Here is a 17,042-nt window from a genome sequence, read left to right as displayed (position 1 = left end):
CCTTCTAATTTGAAGAAAAGCCCGACCAAAACGAATGTTTTGCAACGGGCTTCTCACTTTATTTTATTTTTTAACTTCGACGTCCACCACGACCGCCGCGCTTACCTTCTGTGTTACGTTTTAAGGTTGTTAAACGTGCCTCACTATCTTTCAAGAAACCTGATAGCAATGAGTCAAAATCTTTTGGATCTTCATGATGACTGCTAGCATGTCCTTGATAATGAGAATTTGATTTTGAGGAACGGTGTGAACTAGCCTCATGCTCAAAATGATTTGCATGATTCGTATGTTCTAAATGATTAGAACGGTTAGAATGACTAGATTGATTATGATGCTCTGGAGCTGGTTGTTCTTCAGCCTTACGAATTGACAAACCAATCTTGCCATCATCGCCAACTGTCAATACTTTAACTGTGACTGTATCGCCTACCGTTAAAACATCATGAATATCCTTCACAAATCCATTGGAAACTTCACTAATGTGTACCAACCCGGTTTTATGGTCGCCTAAATCGATAAACGCTCCAAAATTAGTGATTCCCGAAACCTTGCCAGATACTTTTGACCCAACTTCAATTGCCATAAAAAAGTACTTCCTCCTTAGACTATGTGTAACTAGTATAGCACCAGATCATCGCAAGTGCGAGAATATCCTAATTGAATTTACAACAAAAAAATGACGCCCGATTTACAATTCAAGTGCAACACCTGATCAACTAGACCAAAAATAGACAAAATAGGCCATGGAGACCTAAACTTAAAGTGACTAAACTCAAGAAAGGAGTCTCCATGACCCAAACAAAGAATAGCACTATGTCCGGTTATCAACAACTACAACCTGAAGAAAGAGGCATGATTCAAACTTTAAGTCGCCAAAATGTTACTGTTCGTGAAATTGCTAGAGAGCTTCACAGAAGCCCTAGTACGATTAGCCGTGAGTTACATCGCGGCACGGTTAAACAACGTGATACTAACTACTTATTCTTCACTAACTACTATGCTGATGCTGGTCAAGCTGTCTATGAAAAGCATCGTTCACACTGTCATTCAAAAGGCTTATTAAAGCCGTGTAAATACTTTTTTAATCTCTTAACCAAGACGCTAAAAAAGCACTTTAGATCAGCTGGTGTCGATGGATTCGTCCACCAATTTCAAGCCGACTATCCGCAATTCAAATGTCCTTCGGTTCCCACGGTTTATCGTTATATTGATCAAGGCCTGTTGAACCTTCGAAATAGTGATTTGCCCAAAAAACTTAGACGACGAGTTAAGGGCAAGCACAATCATGATCGCTATAATAAGAAGATATTAGGTACTTCGATCGAAGAACGTCCTGAAAGTGTCACCAAGCGCACAGCGTTTGGCGACTGGGAAGGTGATCTAGTTAAGGGAAAACGCGTGGCTTCTGAGCCTGCCCTGCTTACTTTAACGGAACGGGTGAGCCGCTTTGAAATAATCATAAAGATCCCAGATTATCACGCACAAACTTGCTTAGAGGCTCTTCAAAAAGTCATCAATCAACATCCAGATTGGTTTAAATCTATCACTTTTGATAATGGCAGTGAATTTTCAAAGCTTGCACAAGTTAAGGGTCCTAAAATTTACTTTGCACATCCGTTCTCGCCTTGGGAACGTGGTAGTAATGAGAATGCCAACGGGTTGATTCGGGAGTATATTCCTAAAGGAAAATCATTGAAGCAGTTTACTGAAACCCAAATTGCTCAAATCCAAAATGCCATCAACGACAAGCCCTGTAAGATCCTGCACTACCTGAGTGCTAAAGCATTCAGTAAAGCTTTTAGATCAGCTTCCTAGACCAATTCCTATTTTATTTAGTAAGTGTTGCACTTGATTTGACAATTCGAGAACAAAAAAATGACCATCATCCTGTAAGGATTAGTTCTTACAAAATGATAATCATTATTAAATAACTAAATTACTTTTGACTTACGTCGGAAGAATGATCAGCAGGTAAACTATAGATTATTTCTCCAGATTTACTGTAGTAATATTTTTCTCTTAACAATTTTTGGAGATAATCTGCGTTATTTAACTGTTTAACTTGCAAACCTAAAGATTTATTTTGCGTTTTAGCTGTGGCATATTGTGCCTTACTAGTTTGAATTTGTTGATTAACCGCTGCTCGTTGGTAATGTGTATGAACAATTTGAAAACCAAAGATACCAGCAAAAACAATAAAAATACCCATAATGATATAAAAACGGTGCAATCGTGTTGTACGAATTTTTCTGATTTTTTCAGTAGTTTTGGTCAAAGTTCTCTGCGACCCATTTACATTACTTGCCATTCATACAACCCCCGTTTTTACAAAGATTCATCTCTCTGACAGTAATTATAACAAGGTCCTATATGACTGTCTATGCATTTTCAACAAAGAATTTATTAAATTTTGTAAGTGGTTTCCTAATCACTAAAAAAGGAACTAAACCTCCACAAAGTGGTAAGCCAGTCCCAATAAAATTGATATTCACTTCAAAAACAACCAAATTTAATTTTGAAATTTATTTTCGATAATCTTTTGCATAGTCTTCAGATAAAATTGTGTACATGCGCTCTGCGTCATCTTTTTTGGTTGTTTCCAACAGAGCATCTACCCGAACAGTTAACGTCTTATTACCAAACTTAATCACCAATTGATCGTTTTCTGACACGTCAGACGAAGATTTTGCGGTGCGATCATTAATTAAAATTCGACCCTGATCCGCGATTTCTTTTGCAATTGAGCGTCGTTTTATAATTCTTGAAACTTTTAAAAATTTATCTAATCTCATTAACTTTTCCTCGTTTCTTTTTGGTTAATAATTTTATTTAACTAAAGGTTGAAAGCACAAAAACACATCTCATTGTCTGATACAAAAGCGTTCATAGTAACAAAATTAGATTAAAATACCGTCTTCCAGCAAAACCGGGCTGGAACGTAGTGGGCACGACTTAGAGCCGAAATACACGTCTCTAAGCTCGGCCTTTATCTAAGCGAAACTCGCTAAGATAAATGTCACTACTGAGCCCATTTGCTTCCAGACTAAGTCTAATCTTTGCAACCAATGTATCGATATAGAAGTTATTATATCTGTGCTGTTGAGCATTATTGAAGCGTCAACCGTTCTTAGTCCGGAGGCGATTGGTCTCAGAGGTGAAATTATCCTTAGTAATTTATTACTTAGGATAAGGCCGAGTTTGAAGACAAGTGTTCTTCTTGGCTTCAAATCGTGCCCACCTCGTTCTAGACCATGTGAGCCGCAGGACGGCAGTTAAACCATTTTTTTGAGTCTAAGTCGTTTAACAGCAGTTATTGAAGTGATTTTGATGCTTTCAACCTTTAGTTATTTAACTAATTTCTTTAACAATTTTTTCCCATACGGAATAGTCAGCCATTCCCGAATAGTAAACAAACGCAGTTCAATGGCCACCCCAGCAAATACTAGTATTCCAATCAAAACAATTAGAATAATTACCAAGCCCAGTTCAACTCGATTAAGATTTTGCAAAATCGCCAGCAGTCCTAACCGTGTCATATACACAACCACTGCCATTGTCAGACTGGCAACCGCTAGTTTACTTAAGAACCGCCAATCAAGCCGAATATTTTCTTTTAGGGAAGAAGATATTCGTAGTCGCATACAAATCAACATAACAGCCAAGCTTAACACAGTTACAAAACTAGCACCGTTAATTCCATATTTTACAACAGCTAACTGATTAAAGCCCAATTTAACGATCAATCCCATTATAAACGCAAAAATAGCCGGTTGAAAAATACTTAAACTTTGGAGAACACTGTTATAAGTGGCAATTAGTGCTGCAAAAATCACGGCGATCACATAAATTCTTATGGCAGTTGTGCCTTCCATATTGCCAAACAACACTCGATTTATTTGAGGGAGTAAGGCAATCATCCCTACTGTAGCCGCCGTCGAAATTGCCAGTCCAATATGAAACATTGATTGTGCTGTCCGTTTAAAATCATACTGATTTTGTTTTTGAACTGCCTTCGTTAAAGATGGCAGCAACGTGGTTGAAAAAGAGGTTGCAATTACTAATCCCAATTGAACAAGTGGTTGAGCACGATCATAAACACCCTTTAAAGATTTTGCAGCTTCATTAGATAATCCTTGACCGACCAAGCCATTTTTTACGGAAAACGAATCAATAAGTTGAAGCAAAATAATAATTGCGGCAAATAAACAAATGGTGCCACCTTCAACTAAAAAACGTTTGACGAGGTGACCATAGTTTGACGGTACAGCTAAAGCACCAGTTTGTTTGGGCATTGATCTAAAAATCTTCGTTCGAAAAAGTTGTAGAAAATATAGTGTACTTACAACGGCCGCAATGACCGCTCCAGACATGGCCCAGGTACCCATTTTATACACATTCCAGTTTTGGTGAGCAGCCGTATAAGCTACGCCAATGATAACCGCCACACGAACGACTTGTTCCATTATTTGTGAACGGGCTGTTGGCAACATTTGAAAAATTCCTTGGTAATAGCCTCTACCAATCGCTAAAAACGGCATAAATATAAACATCAGTGATACACATCTGATAATTGGTGTTAGCTGTTCATCCCCCATTCCTCGGGCAATCTCCGGAGCACCAAGAAGTAACGCCCCAACAATCAGAAATGATATGACACTTAAAATTACAAACGATTGGCGAGCCACTTCAACTTTACGCTCTTCTGAATTTTGCTCCGCAATAAGTTTAGAAATAAACACTGGAAAACCACTAAGTGCAAATGTAATTCCAATTCCGTAAATGGGATAAATTTGCTGATACACATAAAAACCGGTATTGCCCACCAAATTTTGAAGGGGAATTCGATACACAGCACTCAGAACCTTGGCGACCAATGAGGCAATCGTTAGGATAAAAGCTCCTTGCATTACATTTTTCATTTTTTTATTTTGCACGGGAGTTCCCTCCTAAGGTTTACGCCACTTTTTTAATTAAAGCTTCCACAAACTGCTGTAATTGTTTTAACCAATCTTTTTCCTTCATTGCGGGTTGAATAACAAGCTTGATTTGCATTTTTTTATTGTCAACATTTACCATTGCCCGTAACTGAGTAGCTGCCAACGCTTCAAAAATATCAGCTTGCTGTAATTTTTGAGTGGCACGTGGTGACAGAGTTACAAAGATATTATCTTCTTGACGCTGAATCTTTTCAATCAATGCCTCATCAGCTAACATTTTTACTTGTCCAATTGCCAATAAATTAGTCACTTCAATTGGATAATCACCAAACCGATCAATTAAATCCTCTTGAATTTCAACAAATTGATCTTGATTTTCAATTTGTCGAATTCGTTTATACAGTTCGATTTTCTGGCGTTGATCTTCAATATAATCACTTGGTAAGTACGCTTCAATTCCCAGCTCTACTTCTGCATCAGTAGTCACCTTGGCAGCTTTCCCTTGCTTTTGGGCTACAGCATCAGATAGCATTTGCGTGTACAAATCATAACCAACTGAATCAATAAAGCCGTGCTGTTGCTTACCTAATAGATTCCCAGCTCCTCGAATTGATAAATCACGCATCGCAATCTTAAAACCAGATCCTAATTCCGTAAAATCTTTAATAGCCTCTAAACGCTTTTCGCTAATTTCAGTCAAAACCTTGTTTGGTTTATACGTAAAATAAGCATATGCCACACGACTACTACGCCCAATTCGCCCACGAAGTTGATACAACTGCGACAATCCCATATGATCAGCGTTTTCCACAAACAACGTATTTACATTAGGAATATCAACCCCTGTTTCAATAATCGTTGTGGTCACCAAAACGTCGTAATTGCCTTGCACAAAATCATATAATACATCTTCCATTTGCTTTTCCGACATTTGACCGTGAATATATGTCACACTAGCTTCTGGTACTAATTCTTCAATGTGACTCACAGTTTCTTCGATATCTTCTACTCGATTATGCAAATAAAAAACCTGACCGCCGCGTTCCAATTCACGATGAATGCCATCACGAATTGCTCCCGCATTTTCTTCCATGACGTAAGTTTGAATTGGATAACGATTGGTGGGTGGCGTCTCAATCACAGACAGATCACGGACACCAATCATTGACATATTTAAGGTTCGTGGAATTGGTGTTGCTGTCAGTGTAAGTACATCAACCTGTGACTTTAAATGTTTGATTTTTTCTTTATGTTTAACGCCGAAACGTTGTTCTTCATCAATAATCAATAAACCTAAATCTTGAAATTTAACATCTTTTGAAAGTAGCCGATGCGTTCCAACCACAATATCAACTGTCCCATTCTTTAATCCGGTCAAAGTTTCTTTAATTTGGCTCTTGGTTCGAAAACGTGAAAGCACCCCTGCCGAAACCGGATAACCACTAAAACGGTTAATCATGGTTTCGTAATGTTGTTGAGCTAAAATGGTGGTTGGCACTAAAAACGCAACCTGTTTTCCTGATTCAATGGCTTTAAATGCGGCTCGTAAAGCAACTTCCGTCTTTCCGTAACCAACGTCTCCCACCAACAAACGATCCATTGGTTTAGCTCGTTCCATATCTCGTTTAATTTCAGTGACACTTCGCAGTTGATCCGGCGTCTCTGTATAAGGAAAATCATCTTCAAATTGGCCTTGATAATCATCGTCTGGTAAAAATGCAAACCCTGTTTCTGCTTCTCGTTTTGCATAAAGTTCCACTAATTCATCTGCAATATCTTCAATTTTAGCGGCAACTTTACGTTTCGTTTTAGCCCAATCACTACCACCTAATTTATTTAGGTGTGGTTTTTTCCCTTCAGACGCCACATACTTCTGAACGAGATTTAGCTGCGTCACTGGAATAAATAACTTGCCACTGCCAGAATATTGAATTGTAATGTAATCCTGATGGACACCATCAACTAATAAGGTTGTCATCCCTGTATAACGGCCAATTCCGTGATTAACATGCACAACATAGTCACCCGGTTTTAATTCGGTGTAACTCTTTAGTCGTTGCGTATTTTCCATTTTTTGGCGTTTAGGACGTTTCTTAGGAACTTTGGCAAATAACTCATGTTCTGTCACAACCACAAGATTTGCCTCGGGATACTCAAACCCACTGGTAAGTTGTCCTTGCATGACCGTCACGACTTGTGCCTGAATCGATTTACCGCGCGCAATCACAGCATCAATTTCAAAATCTCTCAGTGTCTCACTAACTTTATCCAGACGATCTTTCTTTTGAATTAAAACAACAACTGTTTGTCCTTGTTTTTGCCAGCGATCCATTTCCGTCTTTAAAACCGGCATTTGTCCAAAGAATTCTTGCATTGCTCGCGTCTTAAGATCCGTTAATTGATCAAGTCTTAAACGTCCTAGTCCTTTTTGAAATAAGGACAATAATATTTGTGCTTGCTGGTTTGTTTTAATCAATTGGCGAATCTCAAAACCAAATTTTTGTGTTGAAATAACTTCATGGGTTTTTAATTTATCGGCTACCCATTCAGCTTCATCATCTTGTAAATCATTCTCAGCTTCTAATATCCGGGAATAATCATCCATGACCAAAACACCGTCAGCGGCCATGTAATCCAATAAGTTGTTTTTTTCATCATATAAATAATCAGTAAAAACAATATCATTTGGTCGTACATCACGTTGTTGCCAACGATCAAGAATTTCCGTTGATTGCTGCGTCAATATTTGCAGATCATTATCATTTTTAAGACGGCGTTTTTCAGTAGTAACCGCTTTTTGGAAATTTTGAATCCCTTTTTGTAGCATTACCTTCGTTACGATAAAATCGGTGGCGGGTAAGATTAAACAACTCTCAATGTTTTCAACACTGCGTTGTGTTTCCGCATCAAAATAGCGTAACGAATCAACCTCAGTATCAAAAAAGTCAATTCGAATCGGATACTCGGTTCCTAAAGGATACACATCCACGATTGACCCACGAACAGCAAAGTCGCCAGGTCGAGCCACCATTTCTTCGCGGACATACCCCATATCAACTAATTGATCCTCAAGTTGTGTAAGTTCAAAATCTGCTCCAACACTTACATCAAGAACCGCCTGTTGCATAACTTTTTTGGGCGGTAAAAAACGGCGGATCCCGGAAACTGATGTGACATAAACACCGGGCTTATTGGTTAAAAGAGCTTGAATAAACTCCGTTCGTTGGGCCCGATAAATCGGTGAGCTTGTCGCCGCGGAAGCTGCAAGGGTCTCCTCTGCTGGAAAAAGGTGAATCTGTGAATCATCCAATATGTTTTGAAGATCATCGGTGAGTTGTTGTGCATGATAGAGATTGTCGGACACGATTAAAATAGGGGCCTGTTTTTGTTTGAGCAGTTCACTTAAAAAAAGTGTTCTAGCAGAACCGACTAGTCCAGTAACTAACTGTCGTTTTTGTGGAACTACTTGCTGCAAAACTTGTTGCATTCCATTACTTTTAGCAAAGAAATCCTGAATATCCATTGTGGATCTCCTTTCTGCTTTTTTAATTATATTTATTCATCAAATCTGCAATTGACATACCCTTGACCCAGTCCTCTAAACCATTTATACCGCGATCAACACTTTCATCAAATAATGGTCGCTGTGTTGCCGTGAATTTACTTAAGACATAGTTCACAACTGTTGTCTTTTGAGGATGATCAGTACCCACTTTGAGGCGGTCAAAATCTTGCGTCTTCAAATGGGCGATCAAACTTTTAATACCATTATGACCACCGGCGGCCCCTTTTTGACGAAACCGAATTTTGCCAACTGGTAGATCCATGTCGTCATAAACAACAATTAAATCCTTAATATCAATTTTATAGTAATCCATTAATGGTCGTATGGCGCGACCGGATTCATTCATATAAGTAGAAGGTTTTACTAGCAGGATTTTCTCACCATTAATTTGAGTCGTCGCTAAACTGGCTTCCATTTGGTGTTTTGAAAAAGTTGTGTGATACAAGCTGGCTAACCGATCTACCACCATAAAACCAGTATTATGCCTTGTTTCGTCATACTGCGTACCAATGTTTCCTAAACCAACGATCATTTTCATGATTAATTTAACTCCCTTAATTTGCTTGTATATTTGTCTAAAATAATACAAAATGGCCGAACAGAAAAAAATCCGTTCAGCGCTCCGTTTGTTTGATTAGTTAATTGTAGCATACTCGCTTATTCCTTGCAGTTTCACAAACTTGTCGGTATGTGTCAAGTTTTAGTAGGTAGTGCTTCTAATTAGATTTTATTTATGTTTTTAACTACTTTTTGTTTCGTTCCGGCGTTGATGCGGGGTCGTGTGGGTCGCTTACGAGCTAACTTCTTGCCCTTCAGGCCAGAAGTGGATCTCTCCAGTCTCCCATGTCTCTAAGCGATAAATCGCTAAGTGACATCGACACACTCTTTCACCAACGCCTCCACTCCACCTGTTATTCAAATCCTATGAAATAGCCTTCACCAAATTACCCATAGCACTGCTAGTTGCTGCGTCTAATGAAATACTGCCGTGCCTAATTCCTTGATATTGTGTAAAAGGCTGTTTAAGAAAATAACTAGCGGCCACTTTAACTGGCATGATGCTTATTGGCAAGGTATTGGTCATCTTTATCATTGCTGTTTCTAATTGCCCGTTAATTTCACTGGTAATCACCGCAATCATCGCCTTCAATCCAGCTTTACTCCAAGAGCGACCTTGATGTTTTAACCGATAGGTAAAGCGTCGATGATTACTTTCACAGCCACCTAAACACACAGTTTCGGTAGCTAAGCTTCGCTTGTTGGCTGGCTTTAAATAATTCCAGTTACGTTTCAAGTAACTCCGTAAAAGTTGAATTGCTTCCAGACTATCTGCATCATTGGCTTGAAACTCACACGTATCAAGGACAATTTGAACTTGATCATTATCCCAATTATGCACACCCTGAAATAGTTTACTTTGCAGAATCTTAGGCATCTTGCTTAATCGACTACGAATTTTTCGGTTCAAGTGATAACGATCTAAAAAGTGCTCATGTTTTTTGGCCCCAACCGCTAATTCATCAAAGCAGGATGGTTCATAGCCACTCCCATTATCGCTACCGGTAATCATTATAGTTGCTCGTAAATCATAATTCTGATCGAGATAATCTTGTACTTGATTAAAAACTGCTTGCCGGTTTAATCCCGTAAATACATGCCGGTTTAACGTCTGACGTCGTCGGCCATTTTGGCTAATACCTTCCGTTAGTTGCAGTCGATGAATAAGGACATTTTTATGGTGTTGCTTAGCCTTTAAGGCCACACAAAAGGCATCGCCTTCCAAATACAGATAAGGAACTTGTCGTTTCTTTTCGATGTTCACTAATGTAGTCTCTTCACGTTGTTTTTCACATTGTTCACCTGCTGATTGATAAAGTTGATCCACCTTTTGATGACTGATGGAAAGTGGGGTCAAAAGGTTAACAGCCAAGGCTGTTGTCCGTAAAACACTATGTGAAGCTAGCTTAGCGACCTTTTCAACCATCAAAGGTGAAAACCTACTTCGTGGAATTAACTGTAAGTACCGGTCTAAAGGATAGACATAGGTTTTGTCATTTAATCTAACCAAACGACGTCTAAAAGTAACTGTTCCGCACATAAAATTTAACGTTCGTTGTCGTTTGCCAATAATTTCTCGATATTCTGTTTCTCCAATTAAAAGATCATCTAAATCCTCTAATGCTTGGCCTAAAGCCGTGGCAATCAATGCCTGGCACCGAATCATTAAATCCTGTTCCGCATTAAATAAACTATTACTTTCCTTTAAAACTGTCATGATTTCTGTTAAAATCTGAGACATGAAGACCGTTACCTCCTAATTTTTGGCTGCTATACCTAATTAGAAGATTAACGGTCTTCTCGTGTTTTGAAAAGGCTTTTTTTCACTTTCCTACTAAAACTTTACACTAACAACTTGTCGATATTGATTGTAGATTGATTATCTTTCTTCTATACTTAGGTGTAAATACGATATGGTATTTACATAACCACTTGGTATGCGCTAGACTGTTTAGTTTATTCGCCACTTAGAATGCTTCCTTTCGTTTTTGCAATGTTGGCTTCGACACCTACATTCTAAATCTAAGTTACATTCTTTCGTATAACGAATTACTATTCCACCCGCATAGCAGGTGGTTTTTTGTTTCGCACGCTAGCGCGAACTCAACTCGGTCTAAAGACAATAATAAAAAAAGTAACCCAGAAGGTGCGATAATCCCTTTGTGGTTGTCAGATGAAATAATATAAATCATCTGATAAACATGGAGGGATTTTTATTATGCCTAGATCTAAATATACAGCATTGGAAAAACTAACAATTCTAGAAGAATTCAAGCAAGCCAATACATCTTATGCAGCATTTGCGAAAGCATTTAACATTGGCGCAAAGTCGTTGAAGCGTTGGCAGACTCGGTATGAGCGTGATGGTATCGAAGGGCTTGAAGAAGCACGCCAAAATAACCATTACTCTAAAGAACTTAAACTAACAGCCGTTCTGGCGTACTTGGCTGGAGAAGGAACTCTTGAAGAACTAACAATTAAATTTGGTTTACATTCACATACACAACTACGTAACTGGATTTCTAGGTATAATAGGGATAAAACTGTGACGGTGTCACCGTCTAGAAAGCAGGTCCCTACTATGAGCCGTAAGACTACCTTTGAAGAACGGATTGAAATTGTAGAGTATGTTACTAAGGACAAACACAGCTATTCTGAAGCTGCAGAACATTTTCAAGTATCTTATCAGCAAGCTAGGATGTGGGTACGTAAAGCTGAAGCCAACGGGTACCCAGCTTTAATGGATAATCGTGGACATCGAAAGCAACGAGATGAACTAACGGAAAACGAACAGTTAAAGCTTGAAATTCGCCAGCTTAAGGTCCAGCTCAAAGAGAAAGAAATTATAGAGAAATTCGCAAAAAAATTGCAGGAACTTCAGCACAAGGGGTGAACAAACAACATCGACTGGCCTATCAAGCAATCAAGGATGTCAGTCAAGAGGATCGGGGCTCGTTATCGGTACTTTTAAGAGTTATTGGTGTAAGCCGCCAGGCCTATTATAAGGGGCTCAACCGTGAAGAAACAATTTGGGAAGGCCACGATAACAAGCTCAAAGAACGTACCAAATATTGGTTTAATTTTCATCATCAGGGTATTGGTGCTGGAAATCTTCTGACTAATCTACAGCAAGACGAAGAAATTGACTTTTTAGTGACCTTTAAGATGGTGCGGCGGGTCATGCGAGACCTTGGTATTCATTGTCAAATTCGAAAGAAAAAACACAATCGCATCAAACAAAATGAGCAATATATTCAAGACAATTTACTGAACCAGAATTTTGAAGTTAGTGCACCAAACGAGGTTTGGTTGTCTGACTCAACAGAGCTTTCGTATGGCGTGAATGGTGAGTATAAAGTACGTTTAAGCGGCGTATTAGATCTCTATGGGCGTCGATTACTATCGTACAATCTCAGCGATACCGAGACTAGCTCAGCTGAAATACAAGTCTTTCAGCGGGCGTTCGTAGCCGCCGGTGACGTTCATCCACGTATCCATACGGATCGTGGATCAGCTTATACATCGGGGGCATTTAACAATTTTTTGAACCAATTTGAAGTAGAACGAAGCATGTCTCGGCCAGGTACACCATATGACAACGCTCCAATGGAACGTTGGTGGAATGAGTTTAAGCTTCGCTGGATGGATCGTCATCCAATGGCCAAGACGTATAAAGAGCTGGTGAAACTCGTTGAAGATGGAATTGAATATTTTAACCATCAAAATCGTTCGGCACAAAGAAATGGCCTCACTCCAGATGAATACTGGAATGAAGCCATTTAGGTAAAAACCAAAAATTTATATTATTTCAACTGTCAACTTGACAGGGCCTAGTGCAAGGTTACCTTTTTTCACTTTATTTATTTCTGTACCAACAGGTTACTGACCAGTGTCCCTTAGTCGAACAATTGTGAGCTTTGTGTTTTAACAATCCGTCACATTTTTTGTCTGCACGCGTAAATGGACATTTATAGGCTTTATGCTTATACCAGCAATCGCTTTTATAGTAGTTTACCCACCCTTGTGCTTTAAGCCTGGAATAGTATCTATGATTAGAATGAATTCCATTGAAACGATTACAGTGAACATGAGTACCTTTTTTTACTTTTTGCCCATTTTTTTGGCCGCTATATCTTGTAGTGCTGGCGTGTACCTGTAATATCAACATACTATCTAATTTACTAAGTAAATTAGATTGCTGGTTGGTGGCCTTAGTATCCATATTATTCATGCTGTCCATATTCTTGATCATTGTGGAATAGCTAACTTGATCGACTAAATTTATATGTTTATCTGTAGTTGCTTTAGCTACAGTGTTTTTACCGGCGATACCTGAGTCAGTTACTTGGTACCTAAACGACTTAGCTTTATTTAAGTTAACACTAAAATGTCCGTTATTTACTTTAACGTTTTTGTTGTTGATTTTTAAATCAACGTTGTTACTAGTGCCCAGATTTTCAGTTACAGTTATATTATCACTAGAAACGTTAGTGTAAGGTTTTCCTAGATGGTCAATAAAATTCTAGGAATATTCATTTTGAGTTGAATATATAGAAAAAGACCTGTAGCCTTTTAATCGACGAAGATTAAAGGAAAGGATACAGGTCTTTCATGTATATTTTAGCAGATTTTATTGAATCATTGGGAAATTTAGACAGTTTATTTGATTTAGAGGAGCAGGTAATTCTTCATCTTAGGAAGTCATTCCAGCTGGTTGTAGCTGAATATCTGAGGCAATTAGATGAAACGCTCGTTCCATCAATTCCGGCGGAAAATACATTCATTAATCGACAGGCTAGAACAATTGAGTTTATGTTTGGGGCCGTTAATTTTGAAAGAAGATGTTATCTTCGACCAAATGGAAGCTATTACTTCCCGTTGGATGAACAGCTTCAGTTGGAAGAAAGAAAAAGAATTTCACCTTATTTAAAAAGTGTCGTTGCCAAAATTGGGCAAACGACAACGATGAGAAATACGGCAGCGATGATCAATCTGGCCAGTCAGACGGATATTAGTGCTTGGTCAGTAGACCGAATTATCAGAGACATGGCAGATACCGTGAAGACAGAAGAAAAATCGTCCGAAAAGAAAATAGTTAAGAGACGAAAAGTTGAGAACTTAGTGGTTGAAGGCGATGCCTTTGAGATACACAAAATTAATCGACGAAGACAGGACGTCCACCATTACATTGTTTTTGAATCAGGTTTAGATGGAACAAGATCAAACAAAGTTGAATTCGTTGGTATCAATCAAAAAAAGGTTCAAAAACGAGTAACTGACTACATTGAGAAGTATTATAGAATCAGTGAAATGACCGTGTTTACAGCAAGTGATGGTGGCCCAGGGTATAATCCGGAAAGTATGCGAGAAATAGTTCCGAGTGCTCAAAGAGTTGAATTTACTATCGATCGGTATCACTTTGTCAAAAAGATTAAACAAACCTTTGGTTTATTTAATCCATTGGTTGAAAAAGGCCGTTAAGAGCGTTAGCTTGTATGATCAGAATCAGTTAAACGTTATTTTAGATACGTTTGAGTCGCAAATTAAAACTGATAAGGAGCTTGAGAGCCTAAGAACCCTAAGGCAATATTTGGCAAGAAATTGGCAGTTTATAAAGTCTCCACACGATCGTGGCTTCATGAAGATCGGCAAATTAGGATCCATTGAAAGCTCACACAGAGCGTATACGTATCGGATGAAAAAGCAAGGTAAAGTATGGTCCGAAAAAGGCCTTGAAGCTATGTTGAAATTAATTGAAGCTCGGGTAAACGGTAAGCTGAATAAATACTTACGTGGTGGTTTAAGAAAGTTACAAGAGATAAGGATGGAGATAGCGACGGAACCATTGAAGACGTTGAGTTCAGCCCAGCTGAGCAGCAAGCACCATTCTAAGCATATTGGCGTTCTTGCAGGTAAAATACCAGTTGATGCCCCAACAAGTAGCCCCATCGGAGCAATAGCAAAAATATTTTCAAACTAAGAATTATGTATAAATATTTGGTTGATTATAAGGTACCTAGGAAAACTTGACACATACACTAGAAACCAAGACATTGACATTGCTATCATCATGCGCAATCTTTTTAATAGAATCCAAAGTCTTTTGCGATGTGTCCTTCTTGGCAAAAGTAGCTACCATTTCGTTATGAACTGTACCTGAAATATTATCGGATGCCTTAACCTTTGATGCAAAACAGAAAGTGAATAAAAATGTTATAGCAATTACAAACGCAATTTTTTTATTGTTTTTCGACATGACGTATCTCCCAACTGACTACTCCTGTTTTACGCATATAGACAGCTAGTTTTTGGCTTTTTACTGCCGTAACGTAATATGCATTTTTGTCAGATCCCCCCTGAAAATTTGAAGTATCGTTAACTTTATCTTTGCTAGACAGACTTCTTAAAAAGATATATGTATTCTTATTATTAGCAACAGATTTCATTTGCTTATAATTCTTTTCCCTAATCATGCTATCCATCTTGGAATTCACTTGATTAACGGTATACATATCAGAATTTAAATATACGTATGCAACTACGCCACATACGATAATAACTAGCACTCCAAATATTGATAACCATTTTTTTCTTTTCATACTCACCCCTCCATAATAACGATAACACATTATTTAATACTATGAGAATAATTATTTTGTGAAGTTGGCTATACATAGGTCATTTTTATTCGTTTTTTCTATTAAACTTTAATTAGTGAATGCGAAACCAATGCTGAACGTGTTATACTTGTATCTGAAATTACAAATTGAAAGGATGTTATATTTTGTCTAATACACCAAATCATCAAAAAGTTGTTTTAGTTGGCGATGGCGCCGTAGGTTCTAGTTTTGCTTTTGCAATGGCTCAACAAGGAATTGCTGAAGAATTCGTTGTTGTCGATGTCATCAAGGAACGTACACAAGGTGATGCACTTGATCTTGAAGATGCAACTCCATTTACTTCACCAAAGAAGATCTATTCTGGTGAATACTCAGATTGCAAGGATGCTGACTTAGTTGTCATCACAGCTGGTGCTCCTCAAAAACCTGGTGAAACTCGTTTAGACCTTGTAAACAAGAATTTGAAGATTTTATCAACAATTGTTAAACCAGTTGTTGACTCAGGCTTCAATGGTATTTTCTTGGTTGCTGCTAACCCTGTTGATATCTTAACTTACGCTACATGGAAATTCTCAGGATTCCCTAAGGAAAAAGTTATTGGTTCAGGAATTTCTTTGGATACTGCTCGTTTACGTGTGGCTCTTGGTAAGAAATTCAATGTTTCACCTGCTTCTGTTGATGCTTACATCTTGGGCGAACATGGCGATTCAGAATTTGCTGGTTACTCAGCAGCTACTATCGGCACAAAACCATTACTTGAAATTGCTAAAGAAGAAGGCGTTTCAACTGATGATCTTGCTAAGATTGAAGACGACGTTCGTAACAAAGCTTACGAAATCATCAACAAAAAAGGCGCAACCTTCTATGGTGTTGCAACTGCTTTGACACGGATTTCAAAAGCTATCTTACGTGATGAAAATGCGGTTCTTCCTGTTGGTGCTTACATGGACGGCCAATATGATGGCTTAAAAGACATCTACATTGGTACACCAGCTGTTATTAATGGTTCAGGTTTAGCTCGTGTTATTGAATCTCCATTAAATGCTGATGAAAAACAAAAGATGGCTGCTTCTGCAAAAACTTTGAAGAAAGTTTTAAACGATGGTTTAGCTAACTTGGAAAAATAAAGTCAATTTTTTGACTGTTTTTAAAAAATCGATAATTCGCGAACTTAATTTACGCGAATTACCGATTTTTTTGTTTGTCTAAAAATTCAAAGTACAAAAGGCGGTCTGCGTCTATTAAATGATTGAGCTCAGCAAAAGCAGTCTAAACTGTCTCCTGATTCATTAGGCTTAGAACTCGCACTGTATTTCGGCTCAACTCTCGTTGAAGGACGGAAGATTAAGCTAATTTTGTTCC

At 38.3% G+C, this 17,042-nt stretch carries 14 protein-coding genes and 1 pseudogene; 5 read left to right on the top strand and 10 right to left on the bottom strand.

The genetic code is table 11. The features are described from left to right. Window positions 1-70: 70 nt before the first annotated feature. Window positions 71-583 (bottom strand): S1 domain-containing RNA-binding protein, encoded by a 513-nt coding sequence (locus tag AB3219_RS05775; protein WP_260365673.1) that lies wholly within the window; start codon window positions 581-583, stop codon window positions 71-73. A gap of 230 nt (window positions 584-813) precedes the next feature. Between AB3219_RS05775 and AB3219_RS05770 the strand changes: the two genes are divergently transcribed. Further along, complete coding sequence (locus AB3219_RS05770) at window positions 814-1,815, top strand: IS30 family transposase (RefSeq protein WP_367369374.1); 1,002 nt, start codon at window positions 814-816, stop codon at window positions 1,813-1,815. A 121-nt stretch (window positions 1,816-1,936) separates the two neighbouring features. Here the strand turns inward: AB3219_RS05770 and AB3219_RS05765 are convergent, their stop codons facing one another. From AB3219_RS05765 to AB3219_RS05735, 7 genes are all read right to left on the bottom strand, one after another. Further along, on the bottom strand, window positions 1,937-2,308 hold the full coding sequence (locus AB3219_RS05765) for a septum formation initiator family protein (protein WP_057808006.1): 372 nt from the start codon (window positions 2,306-2,308) through the stop codon (window positions 1,937-1,939). Between the two features lie 214 nt (window positions 2,309-2,522). Continuing rightward, entirely contained in the window at window positions 2,523-2,792 is a 270-nt protein-coding gene (locus AB3219_RS05760; RefSeq protein ID WP_057808008.1) for an RNA-binding S4 domain-containing protein, read from the bottom strand. A gap of 552 nt (window positions 2,793-3,344) precedes the next feature. Continuing rightward, window positions 3,345-4,907: a polysaccharide biosynthesis protein gene (locus AB3219_RS05755; RefSeq protein ID WP_216754478.1), complete on the bottom strand. Its 1,563-nt coding sequence runs from the start codon at window positions 4,905-4,907 to the stop codon at window positions 3,345-3,347. Between the two features lie 46 nt (window positions 4,908-4,953). Continuing rightward, window positions 4,954-8,460, bottom strand: a complete 3,507-nt coding sequence (gene mfd / locus AB3219_RS05750; protein WP_260365683.1) for a transcription-repair coupling factor — start codon at window positions 8,458-8,460, stop codon at window positions 4,954-4,956. Window positions 8,461-8,482: 22 nt separating this feature from the next. Beyond that, window positions 8,483-9,040, bottom strand: a complete 558-nt coding sequence (gene pth, locus AB3219_RS05745) for an aminoacyl-tRNA hydrolase (protein ID WP_216754476.1) — start codon at window positions 9,038-9,040, stop codon at window positions 8,483-8,485. Window positions 9,041-9,424: 384 nt separating this feature from the next. Next, window positions 9,425-10,801, bottom strand: coding sequence for an ISLre2 family transposase (locus AB3219_RS05740; RefSeq protein WP_367369245.1), 1,377 nt, complete (start codon window positions 10,799-10,801; stop codon window positions 9,425-9,427). A gap of 106 nt (window positions 10,802-10,907) precedes the next feature. Then, window positions 10,908-11,027 (bottom strand): transposase, encoded by a 120-nt coding sequence (locus tag AB3219_RS05735; RefSeq protein WP_367369373.1) that lies wholly within the window; start codon window positions 11,025-11,027, stop codon window positions 10,908-10,910. A gap of 251 nt (window positions 11,028-11,278) precedes the next feature. Here AB3219_RS05735 and AB3219_RS05730 point away from each other — a divergent pair, with 251 nt between their 5' ends. The 3 genes and pseudogenes from AB3219_RS05730 to AB3219_RS05720 all read left to right on the top strand — a co-directional run bounded on the left by AB3219_RS05730 (window position 11,279) and on the right by AB3219_RS05720 (window position 15,040). After that, window positions 11,279-11,953, top strand: coding sequence for a helix-turn-helix domain-containing protein (locus AB3219_RS05730; protein WP_367369249.1), 675 nt, complete (start codon window positions 11,279-11,281; stop codon window positions 11,951-11,953). Then, complete coding sequence (locus AB3219_RS05725; RefSeq protein WP_367369372.1) at window positions 11,950-12,843, top strand: IS3 family transposase; 894 nt, start codon at window positions 11,950-11,952, stop codon at window positions 12,841-12,843. The genes AB3219_RS05730 and AB3219_RS05725 overlap by 4 nt, the downstream gene beginning before the upstream one ends. An 828-nt stretch (window positions 12,844-13,671) precedes the next feature. Then, window positions 13,672-15,040 (top strand): annotated as a pseudogene (locus AB3219_RS05720) (ISLre2 family transposase). A 36-nt stretch (window positions 15,041-15,076) separates the two neighbouring features. On the opposite strand, the gene AB3219_RS05715 reads toward AB3219_RS05720, so the two are convergent. Both AB3219_RS05715 and AB3219_RS05710 read right to left on the bottom strand, forming a co-directional pair. Further along, a complete protein-coding gene (locus tag AB3219_RS05715; RefSeq protein ID WP_367369371.1) occupies window positions 15,077-15,316 on the bottom strand; it encodes a hypothetical protein in 240 nt (79 codons plus the stop codon). After that, window positions 15,300-15,659 carry a hypothetical protein gene (locus AB3219_RS05710; RefSeq protein WP_216754419.1) on the bottom strand — a complete coding sequence of 120 codons (360 nt, stop codon included), beginning with the start codon at window positions 15,657-15,659 and terminating at the stop codon, window positions 15,300-15,302. The genes AB3219_RS05715 and AB3219_RS05710 overlap by 17 nt, the downstream gene beginning before the upstream one ends. A gap of 185 nt (window positions 15,660-15,844) precedes the next feature. On the opposite strand from AB3219_RS05710, the gene AB3219_RS05705 reads away from it, so the two are divergent. Then, window positions 15,845-16,807: an L-lactate dehydrogenase gene (locus AB3219_RS05705; protein WP_057807589.1), complete on the top strand. Its 963-nt coding sequence runs from the start codon at window positions 15,845-15,847 to the stop codon at window positions 16,805-16,807. Window positions 16,808-17,042 lie beyond the last annotated feature (235 nt).

The sequence above is a fragment of the Pediococcus ethanolidurans genome, assembly GCF_964062635.1.
Classification (GTDB): domain Bacteria; phylum Bacillota; class Bacilli; order Lactobacillales; family Lactobacillaceae; genus Pediococcus; species Pediococcus ethanolidurans.
This window is presented reverse-complemented; position numbering and strand designations above follow the sequence as displayed.